This window comes from Streptococcus australis (assembly GCF_040226615.1).
GTDB lineage: Bacteria > Bacillota > Bacilli > Lactobacillales > Streptococcaceae > Streptococcus > Streptococcus australis_E.
In genome coordinates, this window is sequence record NZ_JBCOAT010000008.1 from 1 (window position 1) to 23,368 (window position 23,368).

The following is a 23,368-nucleotide window of genomic DNA, read 5'->3' on the forward strand; positions in this document are numbered from 1 at the left end:
CCGAACACAGAAGTTAAGCCCTAGAACGCCGGAAGTAGTTGGGGGTTGCCCCCTGTGAGATATGGTAGTCGCTTAGCAAGGTTGAGTCTAGTGGAAACTAGGCTCATTTGGGAGTTTAGCTTAGTTGGAATTGAGAGGCAATCGAGATTCCAATCGGCGGATAAGAGAAACGCAGTTTCTCACCGTTGGCTGAGTTAAACGACCATTTGGGAGTTTAGCTCAGCTGGGAGAGCATCTGCCTTACAAGCAGAGGGTCAGCGGTTCGATCCCGTTAACTCCCATTTTTCAAGCGGGTGTAGTTTAGTGGTAAAACTACAGCCTTCCAAGCTGTTGTCGCGAGTTCGATTCTCGTCACCCGCTTTGAACATTTGTTCATTACCAAGTTTTTAACTTGGGCGCGTAGCTCAGGTGGTTAGAGCGCACGCCTGATAAGCGTGAGGTCGGTGGTTCGAGTCCACTCGTGCCCATTTTTAATATTATGGTCCGTTGGTCAAGGGGTTAAGACACCGCCTTTTCACGGCGGTAACACGGGTTCGAATCCCGTACGGACTATATTATATTGGAGGATTACCCAAGTCCGGCTGAAGGGAACGGTCTTGAAAACCGTCAGGCGTGTAAAAGCGTGCGTGGGTTCGAATCCCACATCCTCCTTAATATTAACGCGGGATGGAGCAGCTCGGTAGCTCGTCGGGCTCATAACCCGAAGGTCGTAGGTTCAAATCCTGCTCCCGCAATATTTGGCTCGGTAGCTCAGTTGGTAGAGCAATGGATTGAAGCTCCATGTGTCGGCGGTTCGATTCCGTCTCGCGCCATAATTTAATATTATTCGGAAGGGTAGCGAAGAGGCTAAACGCGGCGGACTGTAAATCCGCTCCTTCGGGTTCGGGGGTTCGAATCCCTCCCCTTCCATCCTTTACGGGCATAGTTTAAAGGTAGAACTAAGGTCTCCAAAACCTTCAGTGTGGGTTCAATTCCTACTGCCCGTGTATAAGAATATGGCGGGTGTGGTGAAGTGGTTAACACACCAGATTGTGGCTCTGGCATGCGTGGGTTCGATCCCCATCACTCGCCTATTTTATATTATTGGGGTATAGCCAAGCGGTAAGGCAAGGGACTTTGACTCCCTCATGCGTTGGTTCGAATCCAGCTACCCCAGTTATACTTTGCCGGCGTGGCGGAATTGGCAGACGCGCTGGACTCAAAATCCAGTGTCCGCAAGGACGTGCCGGTTCGACCCCGGCCGCCGGTATAGTATTAAAGACAAGGTTTTCGGACCTTGTCTTTTTTTCTTTGTTCTACGGAGAGTTACCAATTTTTTCCATTTTAAAATAAATCATCAAGTTTATTAGCTAATGTTTTCTGTTTACTAGGGTACAAATGAGAGTAAGTATCAATTGTTGTCGTAATAGATGCGTGTCCTAATCTTTCTTTAACAACAAGATAATCTTCCCCTTGATTTATAAGTAATGATGCATGAGAGTGTCTCAGATCATGAATTCTTATTTTCTTTAAATCTTTACTCCTTTCTAGTATTTGTTTAAACTTCTTATCAATCATATTTTTTGTGATTGTTATTGGTGTACTCTGTATTATTTGTAGTTCGTCAGTATTTTTCGTAAATTCTTCAAGTTTTTCTTTTTGTTTTACTTTCCAATCTTTTAGCATTTCTGCTAATTTCTGATTGATTGTAATATTTCTAGTTCCTGATCGTGTTTTTGTTGTATTAATGTAGCTTGTATTATTTACAAAGTATACCGTTTTGGTAACGAAAATTGTATTTGTTAAAAGATTTATATCATTCCAGTTCAATGCGAGTATTTCTCCCATTCTCATCCCAGTAAAGAAAGCAATCACGAAAAACAGGTCATAGCTTATTTCATCATCTCGAATAAGTTCTCTAAATCTCGTGAATTCTTCTATGCTCCAAAATTTGATATTAGGCTTCCTAATTGGTAATTTTCTCAGATTCTCAACAGGATTTTTATCAATAAGGGATTTTCTTATACCAGTGTCAAAAATTTTTTTAAGTAGAATTAGAACTTTATTTATTGTATTATAACTTAAAGTTTCATTTTCATTTTGTCTTTTAGGTTTTGTTTTTAGGTATTCACGAAATTCGAATATATGGTCATACGTTAATTTATTTAAATTTGTATTTTTAAAATAAGGCTTAATATGACGCTCATAATTGTTTCTTTGTGTACTTGTATAGCTTATTTTTCTGCCATTTTTCAAATCGTCTTCTTCAAGCAACTGGAATAACATATCTGTTGTTACTACAAAGTCAAATTGTTTTTCTTTTAATTCTACAACTCGAATATGTTGTTCTAGTTCTAGTGCTTCCTTCTTAGATTTTAATCCTTTTCGAATGATACGTATTCTTTTTTGTGTGACTGGGTGGAAACCATTAGAAACATCAACGGTCCATTTACCACTTTTAGTTTTACGAATAGTCATTCATTACGCTTCTTTCTGGAGTTCAATTCCTAATAGTTCTTCTGCGACACTGGCTGGAATTGTACCAATCCGTTTGTTATCGTAAATGTTAAAACCACGATTCACTAATAGTAATTTGCCGGTATGGATAATCTTTCTTGCAGTTCCTGGAGCAAATCCAAGTTCGATAAGGTCATCTTTTGTTACAGTTTTAATCATGTGATCTCCTTTTCTAATTAGATTAACTAAGGGGAGGATTAACTCCCCTTGTCTGATACTTATTTTTGTTTTACATTTACTAAATGGATAGCATCCGCCTTGTAATACATTGTCGAACTAATCATAGTAGCTTGTAAATTGTCAAATGTAACTGGTACTTCATCCATTGCTTGGATATAGTCATTATCAACTAATGCTTCTGGATTGTCTACAGAGACTTGGGTTGATTTCTTTTTGAATTGTCCATCCTTGATCGTTACATTGTATTTCCAACCAATGATTTTATCGGTATTAAAACGTCTTTCGCTACCATCTCGGTTTTTGATAATTTCTCCGTTTGCATCTGCACGGACTTCCGTTTCAAATTTTGGAATGACTTCATCCAATTCAAATTTTGTTCCAATGTTATTAAAATTCCAGTCATTTTGTGAGAGCATTTTTGCCATAGTTAATTTCTCCTTTTGATATTTTCTTTGATTGTAGGGATCAAATCCTCTCTTTTAAAGAGTATTGCCCTTTCTATTAATCCACTTGCTAAATTTGGTGGATATTCCATATTGTTGAGTGCGAGATAGTTAGATTTCTCATACTCATGCAGTAAGTTATTTTCGTATAGAAATTTATACGCTTTTAGAATAGCTCCAGAACCTTTATAGGTAAACCATTCTAATTTTTGTTCTAGTTCTGTTTTTGGTTTTGAAATAATGATAGAGACAGGTTTTGAGTGACCTAAAAACTTTTCCCAAGATCTCAAAGGTTTTGAGAAGTGACTATCACTATAGAACCTCACTTTTTCTTTGAGATATCCCTTGGTAAAGTTGAGAAGATCTATTTCTGAATGCAACCACTCTTGAATGAAGTAGTGAGCTTTTTCTTTCCTAAGTTCTAACTCAGTTCTTATCCAATTTTCTATATACCGCTTGCTGATACCGAGCTTCTCAGCTCGTTCTAAGCGCTTATCGTAAATTCTAAGTCTTTCATCATCATTGGGTTTTCTCAAATATAAGGTCTGGCCGATTGTTTCATCTCCGTAGGTATTGTAGTAGGTGCTTTTTCCATATATAAAGCGCTTTTTCTGACAAACCTTTAGAAGCTGATTAGGAGTGAAATAGGGTGTTTCATTAAAATCATCTATTGCAATATCAATTCGTCTTACTGAAAATTGATTGTAATTGTAGTAGAGGTTGTTCAGAAACTGTCTTTCGGACAGACTATTTGGATCTAATACCATATCTCTATAGAACTCGAGTGCCTGTCCTGACATGATAAGCATGTAGGACGACTCTTTCGCTCCATAGTAGATACGGATATTCCCATAATGAAGCTGGCTATCATAGTTATAGTATTTAAGGCTCCCTTTATTCTCAATAAATAGGTCATAGTTAAGAAATAGAATATCTTCAATTATTTCTCTTGGCGAAAATTCAGTCTTATCAAACTGAATTTGAATCCAGTCAAATACAGAACGTAAATGTTCATTTTTTGCCATAGATTTTGATTCAACTTTTTGCCTAATTTTGCCACCCTTAAAATCTCCGAAACCCTTGGAAATACTGAATTCTTTCGATGGTACACCTAACTTGCAGAGGGTGGTGTTACTACACACCCTATCGGTCAAAAATGGTCCGTCCGCATTTACGCTCATTTTCGGCTTTCTGCCTCATGGCTCAGCCGAAAACTCGCTATTAGCCGAACCTATTTTTTGACCTCTTGTTAACAAACCCTAGTAAGCCGGTTTGCATCGACTTTTCAATATCTTGGATTCTCTTTTTTAGGTTGGTATTCTCAATTTGTATCAGCCGTATTTCTCGCTTAAATTCCTGTTTTAAGGCGCTCAGTTCATCGTAGAGCTCATCTATTACTTGGTTTAGGGATTCTTGCTCATTGTCTTCTAGACTCCCAAATACGGCTCGTATAGCCTCTTTTAGACCTATTTCAAGTTTTAGGTTAGCTAACTTTTGAAATTGTCTAAGGTCTTCGTCTGTAAAGTCATAGGCAACTGTATAACTTAATTGGCGAGTTCTTGGATTTCTACTGATAGGAATTTTAATTTTTTTAAATTCCTTGCCACTTATATCTTTAATCAGTTGAATCCAGTTTTTAAGAGTAGAGGTAGAGTTTAGGCCAGAAATTTGATTGACTAACTCTTTATTGGTCATCTTTTTGTGAAACCTCCGAAATTTTCTTGTACAACTGAAGAGTTTTCTGTGGTATAATTGTTACATAATATGTTTTGATCTTGGAACGAACGGCACATTTGTTTCAAGATTTTTTTATTTTGTCGAATCTTACCTCCTTTACTAAATTTTTTTTAAATCGAACTACTAGTTACATACGCTTTTACCTCCTTTTATGCTATAATATTCTCAATGGAATATTTAATCTTAAAATAAATATTCCTTATGGAATAATTCTATTTTATACCGTTTAGAATATTTTGTCAAGCTAAAATATACGATTAAGAATATTTATAGGAGACTTATGTATACAGAGGATTATAAATTTTCAGATAGATTAAAAACTCTCAGAAAATCAAAAAAATTAACTCAAGTACAAATATCGGAATTAATTGGAGTTCAACAAGGGACATATTCTCGTTGGGAGAATGGAACGTTAGAGCCGGGATTAGAATTCGTTGTAAAATTAGCAAATATCTTTGGTACTACTACAGATTATTTGCTGGGACAAAAACCTTATTCAATTATCAGTAGTTTACCTCTAGAACAATTAGATCTTACCAATATTGCAAACTTTTCAAAAGATGAGTTTGATATTTTGAAACATTCAATAGCAGTTTCGGTGGCAAGAAACAAAATAAAGGCAACAGAGCTAAAAGATAGAGTTATAGAAAAAAATCAGTTGTCAGAAAAAGATGCAGAACTTTTGAATAAGATTTTTGAAGAAGTTAAAACTTATTGGGAAAATTAGAAGGATGCTAGTCTTCAAAATTTCCTCCCAAAATTTGTCTAAAACATTGACAGAATTCCATATAAAGAGGTTTATGATTATTTTAATGCAGATTGATGGTTTATTTGATTAAGTTTCAATAGGTAAAGATTAGTATATTCTTCTTAAGTGATTTTATTTTATGAAGGTTGTTTATAGTTGAAAGGGGAAAATAGATGGTTTCTAAAATTGATGTGGCTTGGGACTTGTTTCTGGAGGGAAAAACATCAGAAGCTAAAAAGTTGGTTGAACAAGATTTTTCCATTGATACCTGTACAGATTTTAGCCTTTTAAATCTGATGGGGTATTTATTATTGGCAGAAAAAGACTATGCCTCGTGTACCCGTATCTTTGAGAAATACATTTTATTAGCTCAACAAAATGAAGATAAAGAACATGAACACATTGGATTACATCAATTAGCGATGATCTACAGAGATCAGGGTGATTTTCATAAGGCTTTAAAGCTCATTGAAGATGAAGAGAAGATAATTGAAGAGCATTTTCGCAATGATAATCTAAAGAAAGCTATAAATAACTACGAACAAGGCTATGTGAGATTGAAATTAAACAATCTTGATGAAGCTCTTACATTCATGAATCTGTCACTGGAACAATCTTTAGAGACTGATGATGTGATTTCTCAGGCTTGTAGCTATAGAGGGTTAGGGGAAATTTATTTAGCCTTGGAAGATACGGAATTATCCAATAGACATTTCAAACGAGCTATAGAACTTTTCGAAAGTGTTGGAGAGTTTGAAGGGGTAAAGGAAATTGAGGAATTGATTAATGAATGATTTGACATTTAGATTTTGCTATTAATTTGCCTAAATAAAAAGTTTTAACATGCTATAAATCATGTATTTGATTAAGGGTGATAAGATGAGAGGTTGTGCTAGAAATGGAATTTCTATTTATTTTAATTATTTATATACCTTATTTCTTTTATTTAAATTGGAAGGATAAGCCTAAACAAAAAAATAAGTCCTTTTGCTATCTTTATAAGTTTTACATGATTTACTTGTGGTTTATCCTCATAATTTCCATAATGGCTATCGGTATTTTTTCCCTTGGAGTACTAGCTGTTAGAGGCGAAATACTTACGTTAGGTTTCTTTGTTTTATCTTTTTTTGGTGTAGTTCTATTTAGTGTCTATATTTTTAGTATTCTAAAAGAGATAAATGACTTAAAGCAAATAAAAGATAAAATAAATAGATAGACGTAATCTAATTTGAATTGTCTTTATATGGACTATACATCCGTATCTTGAACAGGTTACTAAAAAGGTGCTAAATTATGAAAAAAGACCCATTGTTAGTCTAAGTTGTTAGTATTTAAAAAAAGACAAGGTGTTTTATCCTTGTCTTTTTCGTTTTAGTATTGCTTTTGTTTCAATGTCAATGAGTGTGTTCTTTTTGAATCAGTAACTATTCCAATTTATCTATCTTGAAATAAATAAAATCCCTTTGTAATACTATAAAAAATAACTAACAAAGAAATAACTATAAGACTCGGTTGCCAGAAACCTGATATATCTACTAAACTACGGCCAAAAAGTTGGCCAATAAAGCTAACTAAAAGTAAAATAATTAAATTGAAAACTACTGATACTAATAAAATTAATACCGAATGTATTATTGCCTCGGCTATACGTATTTTAAAAAGTTGTAATCTTGACACTCCCAGTGTCTTTAACTGTTTAATGTCCTCAATATCTTTATTAGAAGATAAAATTGTAAGAGAAATAGAACTAGTAATAATCAGAATAATTGGAGCAGACAGATAAGCAATAAAGGAAGCTCTTGCTTCTTGTACACCGTTTGCTGTATTCATGAATGAATACATATTTTGGGTGTAAAGAATAAACCCAGAAATGAGAGTTACTCCCATGCTCATTGAAGTTTGTATACTTTTCAAATAGCTAGGATTGGATAGTAGATTCCAAAAGCCTGTATTGATTACATAATTTTCAGTTGGAAATATCCTCATTAAAAATTTTATTAGAAACATTTGAATTGATGGAGATAGTGATTGAATAATAAGGATGTGAATAATTAATAAAAATAATATTATACTTGACTTTGTTGCAATTATTTCTTTGTTTCTAATAAAACCTGCTGAAACAATAAAACCAATACATAGTAACCATAGAAATAAACGAACAGAGATGTTAATAAAACCAGTTACTGTAACTTTTCTTTTTTTCTTTTTTGTTTTTAATATTGATGATCTTTTAAGTATTCGACTTGAATAAAAGTAAGCCCCTATCCCGACAATTGTTGGGACTATAAAAACACTCAATAAAATTGATTGAATGTTGGCTGTAATAACTAAATCAGGTAACTCATCTCTTCCTAATAAATTTTGTAAAAATTTATAGTAACTATCTGCCATGAAGAACGAAAGTATTGTACCAATACTACTAACAATCACTGCCATTAAATAAAACTGTCCAGATACTAATAAAGATAGCTGAGTTCTGCTTGCGCCTAAGATAGCCCATAATTGGTAATCCTTTTTAAAGATATCTATTAGCAGTCTTATATTATTTGAAATAAGGAAAAATAAAGTAGTCCCTCCAAAAATTATTAGCATTTGAAAAAGTTGTGAAGCGTTAATATTAGCAGTCTTTATTGAACTAGCAATACCAAATAAAGATGTTCCAACAATCAGGCTAGATACAAATAGTAATGGTATTGTTCCTAACCATTGTCTTTTTGAGTACTGAAATTGGTAAATGATTAATTTTAGCATAATAAATCCTCCTCAAATTAATCTTTACTACTTTCAAGTGCTTGGTAGAGCTCATCAGCTGAAGGTTTAATAATTTGTCGAGATATTTTTCCGTCTTTTAAAATGAGTGCTCTGTCAGTTTTTGAAGCCAACTCAATATCATGAGTGACCATAAAAACACATTTTCCTTGACTCGCTAAATTACGAAGTGTTTCAAAAATAAGTTTTCTTGAGACGCTGTCCAGAGCTCCTGTTGGCTCATCAGCAAAAATAATTTTACTATCAGCTATTATTGCACGAGAAATAGCAACTTTTTGCTGTTCTCCACCTGATAAGGTAGAAACTAATGATGATAGTTCTGCTTTAAAATTCAAACTATCCAACATTTTTCTTACTTTATTGCTATCAACACTCTTTCCTGAAAGTCTCAGAGGAAGTGTAATATTTTCTAGTACAGGTAGAGCGGGTACCAGATTATAGTTTTGAAAAATAATTGCAATATCTTGCCTTCTAAATTTAGCAAGTTTCCCTTCTTTTAAAGTGTATGGATTCACACCATTGATAACAACTTCGCCACTTGTTGGTTCAGATAAACTTGATAAACAACTCAATAAAGTAGACTTTCCAGAACCACTGACACCAAGTATTGATACAAATTCTCCATAATTGACAGATAAAGAAATATCTTTCAAAATTGAGACAGTTTTATCTTGCCCTAGTAAAAATTCTTTTGAAAGATTTGTGACTTCAACAGCTAGATTATTAACCATAATAAATCCTCCTGGTCCCAGCGTCATATTTGATTTAATTATACAATAGTGGAATTCTGTTAATATCAAGTAAGTAACTTATGAAACGTATTTTTAATGGATAAAATTTCTATTTCCTCTGGATCTCGTATAAAGGTCATTAGCGAACTAAGAATTTTTTCTATTTTCATAATAGTATCATAAACAAGGTTTCTTTGAAAGCGAAATCATAACTTTATTAAGAGGTACAGCTATTCTATACAAAATTTAAACATAAAACTTAGGTATACTTAATAAATGAGAATAAAAGTTAGCTATAACGAAGATAGTAGTATATGTAAAAAGTTTTTGATACAACAGAGTTACCAAAAAGTTACTAAAATTTGGAAAATGAGTCTATTTTGCAAGATTCAAAAGTCCCAAAACCCTATTAAATCAAGGTTATAAGATTTTAAAAATGTATTCATAGAACTCAAAATCCAGTGTCCGCAAGGACGTGCCGGTTCGACCCCGGCCGCCGGTATAGTATTAAAGACAAGGTTTTCGGACCTTGTCTTTTTCTTTTATTCGTTAAATTGTTAACGTTCAGTTACTAATTTATTACTAATATTTTTGTCATTGTTTTCTGAAAACACTTTGACTATTTTCCTTTACTGTGTTATAATTAACCGGTAAAGTATTTTTTTTCGATTAATAGAGAGGATAAACGTATGAAAGTGGCTAATCAGATTGATGAGTTTTTAAATTCTATTTTACTTATTTCTGAGAATCAGCATGAAGTTTTGATTGGTTCCTGTACGAGTGGTTTTTCTTTAACCAATACGCAAGAGCATATTTTAATGTTACTTTCAAAGGACAATTATTCAAATTCTGAGCTAGCTAAATTACTAAATGTCAGTCAAGCTGCTGTGACCAAAGCAGTTAAACAATTACTTTCTTTTGGTATGCTGGAAGCTTTGAAAGATGAGAATGATGCTCGTATTGTTTTGTATCGGTTAACAGATTTAGGTCGTCCGGTTGCTGAAGAACATTCTCATCATCATGATCATACATTGGCTGTTTATAATCAAGTTTTGAGTGAATTTTCTCAAGAAGAACAAATGGTTATTTCTAAATTTCTATCGCGCTTATTGGAGGATCTTCGTTAATGCGTTATATTACTGTTAAAGATCTTTCTTTTTATTATGATCATGAGCCTGTTCTTGAAGGAGTTAATTACTACTTGGACAGTGGTGAGTTTGTGACGCTGACTGGTGAGAATGGTGCAGCCAAATCTACTTTGATTAAGGCAAGTCTTGGTATTTTGAAACCTAAGATGGGTACTGTTGAAATTTCCAAGGAGAATGTAGCTGGAAAGAAATTACGTATTGCTTATCTTCCGCAACAGATTGCTAGCTTCAATGCAGGTTTTCCCAGTTCTGTTTATGAGTTTGTTAAATCAGGTCGTTATCCTCGTAAAGGATGGTTTCGTCGCTTGAATCATCATGATGAGGAACATATTTTAGCTAGTTTAACGGCTGTTGGAATGTTAGAACATCGAGATAAACCTTTAGGAGCTCTATCAGGTGGTCAGAAGCAACGGGCTGTCATTGCAAGAATGTTTGCGTCAGATCCAGATATTTTTGTGTTAGATGAACCAACTACAGGGATGGATGCTGGTAGCAAGGATGAGTTTTATGAATTGATGCACCACAGTGCCCATCACCACGGAAAGGCTGTTTTAATGATCACGCATGATCCTGAAGAAGTGAGTCATTTTGCCGATCGCAATATCCATTTGGTGAGAAAACAAAATTCTCCATGGCGTTGCTTTAATGTCCATGAGAAAGATGGAGGTGAGGAGCATGCTTAGTTTATTTCAATATGACTTTATGCAACGGGCCTTGTTGGCGATGGTTGCCATGAGTCTCTTCTCCCCTATCTTAGGTGTATTTTTGATTTTGCGTCGTCAGAGCTTAATGAGTGATACACTGAGCCACGTCTCTCTATCAGGGGTTGCTTTTGGCCTCTTCCTTGGTTTCTCTCCAACTATTTCTACAGTCATTGTGGTCATCATAGCTGCTGTATTTCTAGAGTACTTACGAACAGTCTATAAAGATTTTATGGAAATTGGGACAGCGATTCTCATGTCGACCGGCTTAGCCTTGGCTTTGGTGATCATGAAGAGTGGCGGTAAAAGTTCCATGAGTTTGGACCAGTACCTATTTGGCTCTACCTTGACCATTACGGATGAGCAAGTGCTTGCTTTGTTTATCATTGCAGCCATTGTTTTAGTTTTAACGATTCTCTTTATTCGTCCCATGTATATCCTTACATTTGATGAGGATACAGCTTATGTAGATGGTTTACCCGTGCGTCTCATGTCTATCTTGTTTAATATTGTGACAGGGGTGGCTATTGCCTTGATGATTCCGGCTGCAGGTTCCTTGTTGGTATCTACTATTATGGTCTTACCAGCTAGTATTGCTTTAAAGCTAGGAAAGACCTTCCGTTCGGTTATGCTTCTGGCAGTGGTCATTGGTTTTGTGGGGATGGTCAGTGGTCTCATTCTTTCTTATTATCCGGATACACCGGTTAGTGCGACCATTACCCTCTTATTTGTATCCTTCTTTTTGCTCTCAAATCTTTTTGTTAAATTTAGAAAATAGGTGATCTTATGAAAAAACTTGTATGGCTCGTGTTAGCCTTTTGTAGTCTTCTTTTAGTAGCTTGTAGTGGTGGTCAAAATCAGTCAGGGAAATTGAAAGTCATGACGACTTTCTATCCTGTCTATGAATTTACTAAGCAAGTCGTTGGAGACGAGGGAGATGTGGAGCTCTTGATTGGCTCTGGTTCGGAACCCCATGATTTTGAATTGTCTGCCAAGGGTCGCGCAAAAATCCAAGAGTCAGATGTCTTTGTCTATGAGAACGAGAACATGGAAACTTGGGTGCCTCAGTTGTTGAAATCAATGGATGGCAAGAAAATAAAGGTTGTCAAAGCGACGGAGAATATGCTTCTTTTACCAGGTGGTGAAGAAGAGCATGACCATGAGGGAGGGGAAGAACACCATCATGAGTACGACCCCCATGTCTGGCTTTCTCCACAGAGAGCCATTAAAATGGTAGAAACGATTCGTGATCAACTGGTGAAACAGTACCCGGATAAAAAGGCTAGCTTTACAGCAAATGCAGATGCCTATATTGCCAAGTTGAAAAAATTGGATGACAGCTATACGAAGAGCTTATCTGCAGCTAAACAGAAAAACTTTGTCACTCAACACGCAGCTTTCCGTTATTTGGCTCTGGACTATGGCTTGAATCAAGTCTCTATCTCAGGTTTGTCACCAGATAGTGAACCGTCTGCGACTCGTTTGAGTGAATTGACAGAGTATATCAAGAAGAACGACATCAAGGTCATCTACTTTGAAGAAAATGCTTCTAAATCCTTATCGAAAACCTTATCTGCTGAAACCGGTGTGGATCTAGCTGTTTTGAATCCATTAGAGAGCTTGACAGATGAGCAGATGAAAGATGGGGAAGACTACATCTCTATCATGGGAGCCAACCTCAAATCTTTGGAGTTAACAACGACTCAAGCCGGAAAAGAAATCGCTCCAGAAGAGGAAGAAGACACCAAAACAGTAGCCAATGGCTACTTTGAGGACAGTGATATTAAGGACCGAACTCTTTCAGACTATGCGGGAGACTGGCAGTCTGTGTATCCTTATCTAAAAGATGGAACCTTGGATCAAGTCTTTGACTACAAAGCCAAATTAACTAAGTCCAAAACAGCTGAGGAGTATAAAGCCTACTACACCACAGGTTATAAAACAGATGTCGAACGGATTGTCATTACAGACAAAACCATGACCTTCTATAAGAATGGGGAAGAGAAGAAGTTCGAATACCGCTATGCTGGGAAGCATACACTAACCTATACAAAAGGGAATCGTGGAGTGCGTTATCTCTTTGAAGCAACTGATCCAAATGCGGGTGAATTCAAATATGTTCAATTCAGTGACCACCAAATTTCTCCTAATAAGGCAGCTCACTTCCACATTTTCTTCGGTGGGGAAAGTCAAGAGGCTCTTTATAAGGAATTAGAAAATTGGCCTACTTACTACCCAAGTGACTTGACAGGATTTGAAATTGCACAGGAAATGTTAGCCCATTAATCAAACAGAGAAGGAACCAGCTGGTTCCTTTTTTGATAGTAACAGAAACTTGTCAATTTGCTAGAAAAAGGATAAAATAAGGCTTATAGAATAGATTGAATGTGGGGAGATTCATGATGAAAAAGTATCGTTTGCTATTGTTGCTTTCTGCTCTATTATTTTTCCTTGGAGCCTGTGGTGATAAAAAGCAGGAGAAAGGATCTGAAAGTAAAGAAAGTACAGTTCGTCAATCGAAGGATAGCTCAGCTACTAGTGAAACAAAGAAAGCTGAGAGTTCGAGTGATAAGAAAGAGAAAACAAAGATGGATATTGAAGCAATCGCTCAAGGGGATTATAGTAGTGTAGCTGGTGTCTGGCAAGATAATAAAGGGAATAAACTCGTCTTTGATCAAAATGGTTTGGTCTCTAACGAATATGAGTCTTATGGTCTTTCCTTGACGGATTATGGAACTGTTTCAGGAGGAGTCTACGGAGGAGTTACAGGAGGATTTTTGATGGAATTCATCCCTGCAGGGCTTACGATTGATGACCAAACGGACGAAAATGGAGAAGTCATCTTCCATGATGATTCTGATGTTAATAAGGACCGTCTCTGGACCGGAACTGGGATGTACAGTTTTACGGAACAAGGTTCTTTCCTCTATAAGGTTGGGGACTAGCTAATATATGTGTAATGAAAAAGAATGAAGAGTGTCCTACTCTTCATTCTTTTTTAGATTTTAGGGAGCCAAGAAAGGTGGAAGTCTAACTTATCCGCTTTCAAGAGCTCTTGGTGGCTCACTCTGTCGATTCTTTTTCCATCAAGGGAAACATCTTGAAGAAAGTGTGCCTGTGCTGTGTGAGCTGTGCTATGGATATGCAGCCATTTTTTCTCTTGAGGGAGATAGAGGCGCAAGTGTTTGAAGAGGGGAATCCCTAGGTCATAGACTGGCTTACCTGGGCAAGTTGGATAGAGTCCTAAAACCGACCAGATATACCAAGAAGATAGACTGCCATTATCTTCATCTCCTGGATAGGCTTTGAAGGTTGGCTGGAAGGCTTCTTTGCGAATGGCTTGAATCAGTAAGCTAGCGTATTCTGGGTGTTGGCTATAGCGAAAGAGATAGGGGATGTGGAAACTCGGTTGGTTCGAAATGGCAATTTGCCCAAAAGGAGCTTGGGCCATCTCACTCATTTCGTGAATTTCGTAGCCATAGCCCGTCACTTCATAATGCGGTGCTTGGGTCGCCAGTCGGTACAAGTAGTGGGTAAAGCCTTCTTCTCCTCTAAAGAGTTGCTTGAGTCCCTCGATGTCGTGAAGGGCGCCTAAGGTTGCCTGAATGGCAGAGCACTCTGCATAGTCGCGTCCCCAACTGATCGGAGAGAAGTCTGGTCTGAAATGACCCTTCTTATCTTTGGCTCGGATATAACTTGTTTCTGGATCAAAGAGGGTTCGGTAGGAAAGGCTAGATTGGGCATATTCTTTGGCAAGATCTTCCTTGCCAAGTAGCTGAGCAGTTTGGGCGATACAAAAGTCGCTATAGGAGAAGTCGATGGTATGACTCACGCTTTCGTAATAGTCGGTGGATAGATAACCTAATTCTTTGTACTCTTTCGCTCCTCGTCGACCGTAATGACCATTTGGATCTTCCTTCCTAGCTGTATCCAGCATGGCTTCAAAAAGTTCCGTGTGAAGGTCGGGAGCCAGGCCTTTCTGAATGGCATCTGCAATGACCCCATCAATGAGTGTCCCAGGCATCATGCCTCTTTCGTCTGGCGCTAGCCATTTAGGGAGGAAGCCTGTATCCCGGTAATGGCTAAGGAAGCCTTCGAGAAATTCCTGATAGAGCTCAGGATAGACTAGGCTATAAAGAGGAAAGGTGGTCCGAAAGAGGTCCCAGAAGCCCAGACTAGTGAAGTATTTTCCTTCTTGAATGCGGTTGTGGGCGAAGTCACGATGAACTGCTTTCCCTTCAGGGGTCACTTCATAACAAGTCTGAGGAAAGAGCAGACTACGATAGAGACAGTGATCGAAAAAGGTTCGATCCTCTCCGCCCGTATCTAAAATTTCAAATCGGTCCATTAGCTCTTGCCACTTGCGACCGGCTTTTTCTTTCATCTCTTCAAAGCTAGCTTTAGGGAGGTGAGATTTGGCCAAGTCAGGGCTAATAAAGGAAGTGCCTAATCGAGCTTCTAGTATGGGGCTGTCAAACTCTAGGATCAAATCCTGCCCTAGCCAGTGAGTTCGAGTGATAGCTTGGTCAAATTCGAAATGAAGATAGAATGGAAAGTCTTGTTGGTCTGTATGATTTTGATCTAGGATGTGGAAGTGAAGATTTGTTTCTCCGCATTCTAGCTCAGTTAGTCCATTGGGACAGTGCAAGGCAAGCGCTAGTTCAGATGGCCCCCTAAAGCGAAGGAAGGCTCCATAGAGGCTTGGCGTCACCTCTGTGTGGATTTGATAGCGCTCTGAGGTGAGGGCTAAATAATGGGGCTGAAAGATAGCTTCTTGGATCCGGTAACTGCTCTGTCTAAAATAGAGGTCTTCTTGAGTCGGTATGTCTGTTAGTGGGGTGAGGAGACACCAAGAAAAATCCCCAATCCAAGGGCTCGGCTGGTGGGTCAAGCGAATGCCTTGAAAGATTGGAAGGTTGGGGTTGAAAAACCAAGCACCCTGTTCATGTGTCGTCTGTGGGAGAAAATAATTCATCCCAAAAGGAACTCCTGTGTAAGGGAGGGTGTTGCCGTTGGAATAAGCTGGGTGATTGTCTGTTCCTAAGCGGGTATCAATGCGAGTAATATCGGTCTTCATGCGGGACCTCCTGTTTCATACTAGAGTCTTCAAGCCCTTTTCTTTCTTTATTTTAGCAGAAGCTACTCAAATCGGAAAGTCTTTTTCAAAACTAGAAAAGTTTGTAGAAAAAGGGCTATAATTTGCGTATGTATTTCCCCTTTGAAATCTTTTATACTGAATAGGAAAGAATCGACAAGTGTGAGGAAAACAAATGACCTATTCAAAAGAAATCGTTAGAGAATGGTTGGATCAAGTAGCAGAACGTGCTAAGGATTACCCTGAATGGGTGGATGTCTTTGAGCGTTGCTATACAGACACTTTAGACAATACAGTTGAAATCTTAGAAGATGGCTCAACTTTTGTGTTGACAGGGGACATCCCAGCTATGTGGTTGCGTGACTCAACGGCTCAATTGAGACCTTATCTTCATGTGGCTAAAAGAGATCCTCTCTTGCGTCAAACCATTGCAGGTCTGGTTAAACGCCAGATGACTTTGATTCTCAAGGACCCCTATGCCAACTCTTTCAATATTGAGGAGAACTGGAAGGGTCATCACGAGACAGACCATACAGACCTCAATGGCTGGATTTGGGAACGTAAGTATGAAGTGGATTCGCTTTGCTACCCCTTGCAATTGGCTTACCTTCTTTGGAAGGAAACTGGTGAGACTAGCCAGTTTGATGAGACTTTTGTTACAGCGACTAAGGAGATTCTCCATCTCTGGACGGTGGAGCAAGACCACAAGAACTCACCATATCGCTTTGTTCGGGATACTGACCGTAAGGAAGATACTTTGGTAAATGACGGCTTTGGCCCTGACTTTGCTGTGACAGGCATGACCTGGTCAGCCTTTCGTCCAAGTGATGATTGTTGTCAATATAGCTACTTGATTCCGTCCAATATGTTTGCGGTCGTTGTCTTAGGTTATGTCCAAGAAATCTTTACTACATTGAATCTAGCTGATAGTGAAAGCATGATTGCTGATGCCAAACGTCTGCAGGCTGAGATTCAAGAAGGGATCGAAAATTATGCCTACACCACTAACAGTAAGGGTGAAAAGATTTATGCCTTTGAAGTGGATGGTCTAGGAAATGCTAGCATCATGGATGACCCTAACGTACCAAGTTTGTTAGCTGCTCCATATCTTGGTTACTGCGATGTGAACGATGAGGTCTATCAAGCCACTCGTCGCACCATTCTCAGCCCTGAAAATCCCTACTTCTACCAAGGAGAATACGCTAGCGGTCTCGGAAGCTCTCATACTTTCTACCGCTATATCTGGCCGATTGCCCTGTCGATCCAAGGTTTAACAGCTACAGATAAAGCCGAGAAGAAATTCTTGCTTGACCAGTTGGTTGCTTGTGATGGTGGTACGGGTGTCATGCACGAAAGCTTCCACGTAGATGATCCTACTAAATACTCGCGCGAATGGTTCTCTTGGGCCAACATGATGTTCTGCGAATTAGTCTTGGATTACTTGGATATTCGTTAATACTCTTCGAAAATCAAATTCAAACCACGTCAGCTTCGCCTTGCCGTATATATGTTACTGACTTCGTCAGTTCTATCTACAACCTCAAAGCAGTGCTTTGAGCAACCTGCGGCTAGCTTCCTAGTTTGCTCTTTGATTTTCATTGAGTATAAGGAGCACGCTTTAGCTTCACTGATTCTTGTTAGAATCACAAGTTTATATTTTAAACATTAAAAATTTAAGTTAGAATGAGGTTTTACTCATGGAAAATGTTGTTGTACATATCATCTCTCACAGCCACTGGGATCGTGAGTGGTATCTACCTTTTGAAAGCCACCGCATGCAATTGGTGGAACTGTTTGACAATCTGTTTGATCTTTTTGAAAATGATCCTGAATTCAAGAGCTTCCACTTGGATGGCCAAACGATCGTCCTTGATGACTATTTAGAAATTCGTCCTGAAAACCGTGACAAGGTGCAGCGTTATATCGACGAAGGCAAACTCAAGATTGGACCCTTCTATATCTTGCAGGATGATTACTTGATTTCCAGTGAAGCTAACGTCCGCAATACCTTGATTGGACAAGCGGAATGTGCCAAATGGGGCAAATCTACGCAGATCGGTTACTTCCCAGACACCTTTGGAAATATGGGACAAGCTCCTCAAATCCTTCAAAAGTCAGGCATTCACGTCGCAGCCTTTGGTCGCGGTGTCAAACCAATCGGATTTGACAATCAAGTCCTTGAAGATGAACAGTTTACCTCTCAATTTTCTGAGATGTACTGGCAAGGGGCTGATGGTAGCCGTGTACTCGGCATTCTTTTTGCTAACTGGTACAGTAACGGGAATGAAATTCCAGTGGATAAAGACGAAGCCTTGACTTTCTGGAAACAAAAATTGGCGGATGTCCGTGACTATGCATCGACCAACCAATGGTTGATGATGAACGGCTGTGACCACCAACCCGTTCAACGAAACTTGAGTGAAGCCATTCGCGTCGCCAATGAACTCTTCCCTGACGTGACCTTTATTCACAGTTCCTTTGATGACTACGTGCAAGCAGTAGAAAGTGCCCTTCCTGAACAATTATCAACCGTCACAGGTGAGTTGACCAGTCAGGAAACGGATGGTTGGTATACTCTTGCTAACACATCTTCTTCCCGTATTTACCTCAAACAAGCCTTTCAAGAGAACAGCAATTTGCTAGAGCAAGTGGTGGAACCTTTGACCATCATCACTGGTGGATATCACCACAAGGATCAATTGACCTATGCCTGGAAGACGCTCTTACAAAATGCACCGCACGATAGCATCTGTGGCTGCAGTATTGACGAAGTTCACCGTGAAATGGAAGTTCGTTTTGCCAAGGTCAATCAAGTCGGAAACTTCGTCAAAACCAACCTTTTGAACGAATGGAAAGAGAAACTCGCGACTCAGAAAGCCCAGAGTGAACATCTCTTTACGGTTATGAACACTGGCTTGCATGGCAAGGTGGATACCGTCAGTACGATTGTCGATGTAGCGGTTTGTCCATTTAAGGAATTGCACCCGACAGAAGGCTTCAAGAAAATGGCCGCTTTGACCTTGCCAGACTATCATGTAGAGGATTTAGATGGGCATCTTGTAGAAGCTGAGATTGAAGACTTGGGGGCAAGTTTTGGCTATACCTTACCAAAGGATAAATTCCGCCAACCCTATATTGCGCGTCAAGTGCGCGTGACGGTTCCTGTTCACCTAGCGCCTCTTTCTTGGACCACCTTCCAGCTTCTGGAAGGAAAAGCTTCCCATCATGATGGGATTTACCAAAATGGGGTTCTCGATACACCATTCGTAACCCTCAGTATTGATGATGGCTTGACCCTTTACGATAAGACGACTAACGAAGCTTACGAAGACTTCATCCAATTCGAGGATCGTGGGGATATTGGAAATGAGTATATTTACTTCCAACCAAAAGGAACCGAGCCAATCTATGCGGAGCTGAAAAGCCATGAGATCTTGGAAAACAATGCTCGTTATGCCAAAATCTTGCTCAAGCATGACTTAACCATCCCAGTCAGTGCAGATGAAAAATTGGATGCGGAGCAAAGAGGCATTATTGAGTTTATGAACCGAGAGGCAGGTCGTTCAGAAGAGGTGACAACCATCCCTCTTGAAACAGTGATGACCGTCTTTGTGGATGACCCGCAAATTCGCTTCAAGACGAGCTTTACCAATACTGCTAAGGATCACCGTATTCGTCTCTTGGTGAAGACTCATAACACTCGTCCAAGTAATGACTCGGAAAGCATCTATGAAGTTGTGACACGGCCAAATAAACCAGCAGCTTCTTGGGAAAATCCTGAAAATCCACAACACCAACAAGCCTTTGTCAGCTTGTATGATGATGTTAAAGGAGTGACAGTATCCAATAAAGGATTGCACGAATACGAAATTCTTGGAGATGACACCATGGCTGTAACCCTTCTTCGTGCTTCAGGCGAACTCGGTGACTGGGGCTATTTCCCAACACCGGAAGCTCAGTGCTTGCGTGATATCGAAGTTGAATTTGCAGTAGAATGTCACCAAGCAGGGGAACGCTTCTCAGCTTTCCGTCGTGCCAAAGCCTTCCAGGTGCCATTTACAGCTCTTCAAGTTGCAAAACAAGAGGGAAGCGTTGCAGCAACGGGTAGCCTCTTTAACCATCCGGCACTGAACTTGCCACAAGTCTGCCCAACAGCCTTTAAAGTTGCTGAAAATGAAGAAGGATACGTCCTTCGTTACTACAATATGAGTCAAGAAAATGTTCGCGTGTCTGAAAAACAACAAACCATTCTTGATTTGTTGGAACGCCCATATCCAGTTCATTCAGGACTATTGGCACCACAGGAAATTCGTACAGAATTGATCAAAAAAGAAGAAATTTAATTTCAACAAGAAAACATAAACAGAAAGGAGGAGCGAAAAAGTAAGAACCAACTGCTGATTCGCTCCTTTTTGCAGGTGAAAGTAATGACCATTGCAACGATTGATATCGGAGGGACTGGCATTAAGTTTGCTAGTCTAACTCCTGATGGAAAGATTTTAGATAAGACCAGCACCCCAACTCCAGAAACTCTGGAAGATTTGCTAGCTTGGTTGGACCAACGCTTGTCAGAACAGGACTATCGTGGGATTGCCATGAGTGTGCCAGGTGCAGTCAATCAAGAAACAGGAGTGATTGAGGGGATTAGTGCCATTCCTTATATCCATGGTTTTTCATGGTATGAGACCCTTGCTCATCACCAACTCCCTGTCCATCTAGAAAATGATGCCAACTGTGTTGGACTTAGTGAACTGCTAGCTCATCCTGAGATTGAAAATGCAGCCTGTGTCGTTATTGGCACAGGGATTGGCGGGGCTATGATTATCAATGGCAAACTTCACCGTGGTCGCCATGGCTTGGGTGGAGAGTTTGGTTACATGACAACTATCGAACCAGCAGAAAAACTCAATAACTGGTCGCTATTAGCTTCTACAGGAAGCATGGTTCGCTATGTCATCGAAAAATCTGGTCAAACTGACTGGGATGGCCGTAAGGTTTATCAAGAGGCTGCAGCAGGCAATGCCCTTTGCCAAGAAGCCATTGAGCGTATGAATCGTAATCTAGCTCAAGGACTACTCAATATTCAGTACCTGATCGACCCAGATGTCATTAGCCTAGGTGGCTCTATCAGTCAGAACCCAGATTTTATCAAAGGGGTGCAAAAAGCGGTAGACGTCTTTGTCGAAAATTATGAAGAATATACAATTGCGCCAGTCATCCAAGCTTGCACCTATCAGGCAGATGCCAATCTCTACGGTGCCCTTGTCAACTGGTTACAGGAGGAAAAGCAATGGTAAGTTTTATCGGACTTAGCCCCAAACAAGCCCAATCTATCGAAACATTAAAAAATCACATTTCTCTACCAGATGTAGAAGTGGCAGTCACCCAGTCTGATCAATCTTCTATTTCTATCAAGGGTGAGGGCGGAAACTATCAATTGACTTATCGCAAACCTCATCAGCTTTACCGTGCCTTGTCTGTTCTCGCAACAGCTTTAGAAGAAGGTGATAAGGTGGAGATTGAGGAGCAAGTGGCTTATGAAGATTTAGCCTACATGGCGGATTGTTCCCGTAATGCGGTTCTAAATGTTGCATCTGCCAAGCAGATGATTGAAGTCTTAGCTCTGATGGGTTATTCAACCTTTGAGCTCTACATGGAAGACACCTATCAGATTGAAGGGCAACCTTATTTTGGCTATTTCCGCGGGGCTTATTCAGCTGAAGAATTACAGGAAATCGAAGCCTATGCCCAGCAGTTTGACATGACTTTTGTACCTTGTATTCAGGCCTTGGCCCACTTATCAGCCTTTGTCAAATGGGGTGTCAAAGAAGTCCAGCAACTCCGTGATGTAGAGGACATTCTCCTCATCGGCGAAGAAAAAGTCTACGACTTAATCGACGGCATGTTTGCGACTTTGTCTAAACTACAAACACGCAAGGTCAATATCGGCATGGACGAAGCCCACTTGGTTGGTTTGGGACGCTATCTCATCTTAAACGGTGTTGTGGATCGTAGCCTCCTCATGTGTCAACATTTGGAGCGCGTGCTGGATATTGCAGACAAGTATGGTTTCCACTGCCAGATGTGGAGCGATATGTTCTTCAAACTCATGTCAGCAGATGGCCAGTACGACCGTGATGTGGAAATTCCAGAGGAAACACGAGTTTTTCTTGACCGCCTTAAAGACCGTGTGACCTTGGTTTACTGGGATTATTATCAGGATAGCGAAGAAAAATACAACCGTAACTTCGGTAACCACCACAAGATTAGCCAGGATATTGCCTTTGCAGGTGGTGCTTGGAAGTGGATTGGTTTCACACCACACAACCATTTCAGTCGTCTCATCGCTGTCGAAGCTAACAAAGCCTGTCGTGCTAATCAGATCAAGGAAGTCATTGTGACCGGTTGGGGAGATAATGGTGGTGAAACAGCTCAGTTCTCTATTCTGCCAAGTCTACAAATCTGGGCAGAACTCAGCTACCGCAATGATTTAAACCGATTGTCAGCTCATTTTAAGACCAATACAGGTCTATCGGTTGAGGACTTTATGCAGCTTGATTTGGCCAACCTTTTGCCAGATCTACCAGGAAATCTAAGTGGTATCAATCCCAATCGCTATGTCTTTTATCAGGATGTCCTTTGCCCAATTCTTGATAAGCACATGACTCCTGAACAGGACAAGCCTCACTTTGCCCAGGCAGCTGAGACTCTGTCTGACATTACAGAAAAAGCTGGAGTCTACGCTTATCTTTTCGAAACTCAGGCCCAGTTGAATGCTATTTTAAGTGGCAAGGTTGATGTGGGACGACGCATTCGTCAAGCCTATCAAACAGGTGATAAAGAGAGCTTGCAACAAATTGCTAGGGAAGAATTACCAAAATTAAGAAGCCAGATTGAAACCTTCCACAAGCTCTTTAGCCAGCAATGGTTGAAAGAAAACAAAGTCTTTGGTTTGGATACAGTAGATATCCGTATGGGTGGACTCTTGCAACGAATCAAGCGAGCAGAAAGCCGTATGGAGGACTATCTAGCTGGCTCTATCTCACGTATCGATGAGTTGGAAGTAGAGATTCTGCCATTTAATGACTTTTACGCAGACAAGGATTTCGCAGCTACAACAGCTAACCAGTGGCATACCATTGCGACAGCTTCGACCATTTATACGACCTAATCCAAAAGGCTGTCTTTAAAGAAAATGATGTTGAAGGAGGAGAAAGATGTCCGATGGAGACATTTCTTCTCCTTTTTTCTCCATTTTTAAGGCTATGTCATAAATTTGTAGAATTTTTTCTATAATTAGGAGTTTGAAAAAGTTTTCAT

General features: G+C 39.3%; 19 protein-coding genes and 12 tRNA genes. 23 read left to right on the plus strand and 8 right to left on the minus strand.

What is annotated here, in order from left to right:
- The first annotated feature begins 208 nt into the window (after positions 1–208).
- The 12 genes from ABT997_RS07650 to ABT997_RS07705 all read left to right on the plus strand — a co-directional run bounded on the left by ABT997_RS07650 (position 209) and on the right by ABT997_RS07705 (position 1,249).
- Positions 209–281: transfer RNA gene (locus ABT997_RS07650), tRNA-Val, on the plus strand.
- A gap of 8 nt (positions 282–289) precedes the next feature.
- Positions 290–360, plus strand: a tRNA-Gly gene (locus ABT997_RS07655).
- A 33-nt stretch (positions 361–393) separates the two neighbouring features.
- Positions 394–467 (plus strand) — tRNA-Ile (locus tag ABT997_RS07660).
- Between the two features lie 13 nt (positions 468–480).
- A tRNA-Glu gene (locus tag ABT997_RS07665) sits at positions 481–552 on the plus strand.
- Between the two features lie 9 nt (positions 553–561).
- A tRNA-Ser gene (locus ABT997_RS07670) sits at positions 562–651 on the plus strand.
- Positions 652–660: 9 nt separating this feature from the next.
- A tRNA-Met gene (locus ABT997_RS07675) sits at positions 661–734 on the plus strand.
- Positions 735–739: 5 nt separating this feature from the next.
- Positions 740–812: transfer RNA gene (locus ABT997_RS07680), tRNA-Phe, on the plus strand.
- 16 nt (positions 813–828) lie between these two features.
- A tRNA-Tyr gene (locus ABT997_RS07685) sits at positions 829–909 on the plus strand.
- A gap of 6 nt (positions 910–915) precedes the next feature.
- Positions 916–986: transfer RNA gene (locus ABT997_RS07690), tRNA-Trp, on the plus strand.
- Positions 987–998: 12 nt separating this feature from the next.
- Positions 999–1,071 (plus strand) — tRNA-His (locus tag ABT997_RS07695).
- 13 nt (positions 1,072–1,084) lie between these two features.
- Positions 1,085–1,156: transfer RNA gene (locus ABT997_RS07700), tRNA-Gln, on the plus strand.
- 9 nt (positions 1,157–1,165) lie between these two features.
- Positions 1,166–1,249 (plus strand) — tRNA-Leu (locus ABT997_RS07705).
- A gap of 74 nt (positions 1,250–1,323) precedes the next feature.
- On the opposite strand, the gene ABT997_RS07710 is transcribed toward ABT997_RS07705, so the two are convergent.
- Genes ABT997_RS07710 through ABT997_RS07730 form a run of 5 tightly spaced genes read right to left on the minus strand, consistent with a single transcriptional unit; the run spans position 1,324 to position 4,814 of the window.
- A complete protein-coding gene (locus ABT997_RS07710) occupies positions 1,324–2,457 on the minus strand; it encodes a tyrosine-type recombinase/integrase (RefSeq protein ID WP_071852040.1) in 1,134 nt (377 codons plus the stop codon).
- 3 nt (positions 2,458–2,460) lie between these two features.
- Positions 2,461–2,655: a DUF3173 domain-containing protein gene (locus ABT997_RS07715; RefSeq protein ID WP_000598356.1), complete on the minus strand. Its 195-nt coding sequence runs from the start codon at positions 2,653–2,655 to the stop codon at positions 2,461–2,463.
- 59 nt (positions 2,656–2,714) lie between these two features.
- Positions 2,715–3,101, minus strand: a complete 387-nt coding sequence (locus ABT997_RS07720; protein WP_071852043.1) for a hypothetical protein — start codon at positions 3,099–3,101, stop codon at positions 2,715–2,717.
- A gap of 2 nt (positions 3,102–3,103) precedes the next feature.
- Entirely contained in the window at positions 3,104–4,300 is a 1,197-nt protein-coding gene (locus ABT997_RS07725) for a replication initiation factor domain-containing protein (RefSeq protein WP_071852045.1), read from the minus strand.
- A 40-nt stretch (positions 4,301–4,340) separates the two neighbouring features.
- Positions 4,341–4,814: a hypothetical protein gene (locus ABT997_RS07730; protein WP_350019103.1), complete on the minus strand. Its 474-nt coding sequence runs from the start codon at positions 4,812–4,814 to the stop codon at positions 4,341–4,343.
- A 322-nt stretch (positions 4,815–5,136) separates the two neighbouring features.
- Here ABT997_RS07730 and ABT997_RS07735 point away from each other — a divergent pair, with 322 nt between their 5' ends.
- Positions 5,137–5,583 (plus strand): helix-turn-helix transcriptional regulator, encoded by a 447-nt coding sequence (locus ABT997_RS07735; protein ID WP_049518301.1) that lies wholly within the window; start codon positions 5,137–5,139, stop codon positions 5,581–5,583.
- Between the two features lie 194 nt (positions 5,584–5,777).
- Positions 5,778–6,398 (plus strand): tetratricopeptide repeat protein, encoded by a 621-nt coding sequence (locus ABT997_RS07740; RefSeq protein ID WP_350019104.1) that lies wholly within the window; start codon positions 5,778–5,780, stop codon positions 6,396–6,398.
- Positions 6,399–7,038: 640 nt separating this feature from the next.
- On the opposite strand, the gene ABT997_RS07745 is transcribed toward ABT997_RS07740, so the two are convergent.
- Together ABT997_RS07745 and ABT997_RS07750 are read right to left on the minus strand one after the other, a co-directional pair.
- Complete coding sequence (locus ABT997_RS07745) at positions 7,039–8,355, minus strand: beta-carotene 15,15'-monooxygenase (RefSeq protein ID WP_350019105.1); 1,317 nt, start codon at positions 8,353–8,355, stop codon at positions 7,039–7,041.
- A gap of 17 nt (positions 8,356–8,372) precedes the next feature.
- Positions 8,373–9,104 carry an ABC transporter ATP-binding protein gene (locus ABT997_RS07750; protein WP_154854119.1) on the minus strand — a complete coding sequence of 244 codons (732 nt, stop codon included), beginning with the start codon at positions 9,102–9,104 and terminating at the stop codon, positions 8,373–8,375.
- 689 nt (positions 9,105–9,793) lie between these two features.
- Between ABT997_RS07750 and ABT997_RS07755 the strand changes: the two genes are divergently transcribed.
- From ABT997_RS07755 to ABT997_RS07775, 5 genes are all read left to right on the plus strand, one after another.
- A complete protein-coding gene (locus tag ABT997_RS07755) occupies positions 9,794–10,231 on the plus strand; it encodes a zinc-dependent MarR family transcriptional regulator (RefSeq protein ID WP_006595170.1) in 438 nt (145 codons plus the stop codon).
- The gene (locus ABT997_RS07760) at positions 10,231–10,935 is read left to right on the plus strand and encodes a metal ABC transporter ATP-binding protein (protein WP_343094230.1); all 705 of its coding nucleotides are present in this window, start codon (positions 10,231–10,233) and stop codon (positions 10,933–10,935) included. The genes ABT997_RS07755 and ABT997_RS07760 overlap by 1 nt, the downstream gene beginning before the upstream one ends.
- The gene (locus tag ABT997_RS07765; protein ID WP_350019106.1) at positions 10,928–11,731 is read left to right on the plus strand and encodes a metal ABC transporter permease; all 804 of its coding nucleotides are present in this window, start codon (positions 10,928–10,930) and stop codon (positions 11,729–11,731) included. Before ABT997_RS07760 ends, ABT997_RS07765 begins: the two co-directional genes overlap by 8 nt.
- Before the next feature lie 8 nt (positions 11,732–11,739).
- Positions 11,740–13,239 (plus strand): zinc ABC transporter substrate-binding protein AdcA, encoded by a 1,500-nt coding sequence (locus tag ABT997_RS07770; RefSeq protein WP_350019107.1) that lies wholly within the window; start codon positions 11,740–11,742, stop codon positions 13,237–13,239.
- A 113-nt stretch (positions 13,240–13,352) separates the two neighbouring features.
- A complete protein-coding gene (locus ABT997_RS07775; RefSeq protein ID WP_195612400.1) occupies positions 13,353–13,898 on the plus strand; it encodes a DUF6287 domain-containing protein in 546 nt (181 codons plus the stop codon).
- 53 nt (positions 13,899–13,951) lie between these two features.
- On the opposite strand, the gene ABT997_RS07780 is transcribed toward ABT997_RS07775, so the two are convergent.
- Positions 13,952–16,030, minus strand: a complete 2,079-nt coding sequence (locus tag ABT997_RS07780) for a GH92 family glycosyl hydrolase (RefSeq protein ID WP_350019108.1) — start codon at positions 16,028–16,030, stop codon at positions 13,952–13,954.
- A gap of 193 nt (positions 16,031–16,223) precedes the next feature.
- Between ABT997_RS07780 and ABT997_RS07785 the strand changes: the two genes are divergently transcribed.
- The 4 genes from ABT997_RS07785 to ABT997_RS07800 all read left to right on the plus strand — a co-directional run bounded on the left by ABT997_RS07785 (position 16,224) and on the right by ABT997_RS07800 (position 23,219).
- Positions 16,224–17,504 (plus strand): glycoside hydrolase family 125 protein, encoded by a 1,281-nt coding sequence (locus ABT997_RS07785; RefSeq protein WP_195348394.1) that lies wholly within the window; start codon positions 16,224–16,226, stop codon positions 17,502–17,504.
- 241 nt (positions 17,505–17,745) lie between these two features.
- Positions 17,746–20,391 (plus strand): alpha-mannosidase, encoded by a 2,646-nt coding sequence (locus ABT997_RS07790; RefSeq protein WP_350019109.1) that lies wholly within the window; start codon positions 17,746–17,748, stop codon positions 20,389–20,391.
- Between the two features lie 84 nt (positions 20,392–20,475).
- Entirely contained in the window at positions 20,476–21,345 is an 870-nt protein-coding gene (locus ABT997_RS07795; RefSeq protein ID WP_350019110.1) for an ROK family protein, read from the plus strand.
- Positions 21,339–23,219 (plus strand): beta-N-acetylhexosaminidase, encoded by a 1,881-nt coding sequence (locus ABT997_RS07800; protein WP_350019111.1) that lies wholly within the window; start codon positions 21,339–21,341, stop codon positions 23,217–23,219. Before ABT997_RS07795 ends, ABT997_RS07800 begins: the two co-directional genes overlap by 7 nt.
- The last annotated feature ends 149 nt before the right edge of the window (positions 23,220–23,368 follow it).

Bases quoted from the DNA above. Each gene is read 5' to 3' on its own strand.
- ABT997_RS07710 (WP_071852040.1), bottom strand. From the start codon at position 2,457: ATGACTATTCGTAAAACTAAAAGTGGTAAATGGACCGTTGATGTTTCT.
- ABT997_RS07715 (WP_000598356.1), bottom strand. From the start codon at position 2,655: ATGATTAAAACTGTAACAAAAGATGACCTTATCGAACTTGGATTTGCT.
- ABT997_RS07720 (WP_071852043.1), bottom strand. From the start codon at position 3,101: ATGGCAAAAATGCTCTCACAAAATGACTGGAATTTTAATAACATTGGA.
- ABT997_RS07725 (WP_071852045.1), bottom strand. From the start codon at position 4,300: ATGAGCGTAAATGCGGACGGACCATTTTTGACCGATAGGGTGTGTAGT.
- ABT997_RS07730 (WP_350019103.1), bottom strand. From the start codon at position 4,814: ATGACCAATAAAGAGTTAGTCAATCAAATTTCTGGCCTAAACTCTACC.
- ABT997_RS07735 (WP_049518301.1), top strand. From the start codon at position 5,137: ATGTATACAGAGGATTATAAATTTTCAGATAGATTAAAAACTCTCAGA.
- ABT997_RS07740 (WP_350019104.1), top strand. From the start codon at position 5,778: ATGGTTTCTAAAATTGATGTGGCTTGGGACTTGTTTCTGGAGGGAAAA.
- ABT997_RS07745 (WP_350019105.1), bottom strand. From the start codon at position 8,355: ATGCTAAAATTAATCATTTACCAATTTCAGTACTCAAAAAGACAATGG.
- ABT997_RS07750 (WP_154854119.1), bottom strand. From the start codon at position 9,104: ATGGTTAATAATCTAGCTGTTGAAGTCACAAATCTTTCAAAAGAATTT.
- ABT997_RS07755 (WP_006595170.1), top strand. From the start codon at position 9,794: ATGAAAGTGGCTAATCAGATTGATGAGTTTTTAAATTCTATTTTACTT.
- ABT997_RS07760 (WP_343094230.1), top strand. From the start codon at position 10,231: ATGCGTTATATTACTGTTAAAGATCTTTCTTTTTATTATGATCATGAG.
- ABT997_RS07765 (WP_350019106.1), top strand. From the start codon at position 10,928: ATGCTTAGTTTATTTCAATATGACTTTATGCAACGGGCCTTGTTGGCG.
- ABT997_RS07770 (WP_350019107.1), top strand. From the start codon at position 11,740: ATGAAAAAACTTGTATGGCTCGTGTTAGCCTTTTGTAGTCTTCTTTTA.
- ABT997_RS07775 (WP_195612400.1), top strand. From the start codon at position 13,353: ATGATGAAAAAGTATCGTTTGCTATTGTTGCTTTCTGCTCTATTATTT.
- ABT997_RS07780 (WP_350019108.1), bottom strand. From the start codon at position 16,030: ATGAAGACCGATATTACTCGCATTGATACCCGCTTAGGAACAGACAAT.
- ABT997_RS07785 (WP_195348394.1), top strand. From the start codon at position 16,224: ATGACCTATTCAAAAGAAATCGTTAGAGAATGGTTGGATCAAGTAGCA.
- ABT997_RS07790 (WP_350019109.1), top strand. From the start codon at position 17,746: ATGGAAAATGTTGTTGTACATATCATCTCTCACAGCCACTGGGATCGT.
- ABT997_RS07795 (WP_350019110.1), top strand. From the start codon at position 20,476: ATGACCATTGCAACGATTGATATCGGAGGGACTGGCATTAAGTTTGCT.
- ABT997_RS07800 (WP_350019111.1), top strand. From the start codon at position 21,339: ATGGTAAGTTTTATCGGACTTAGCCCCAAACAAGCCCAATCTATCGAA.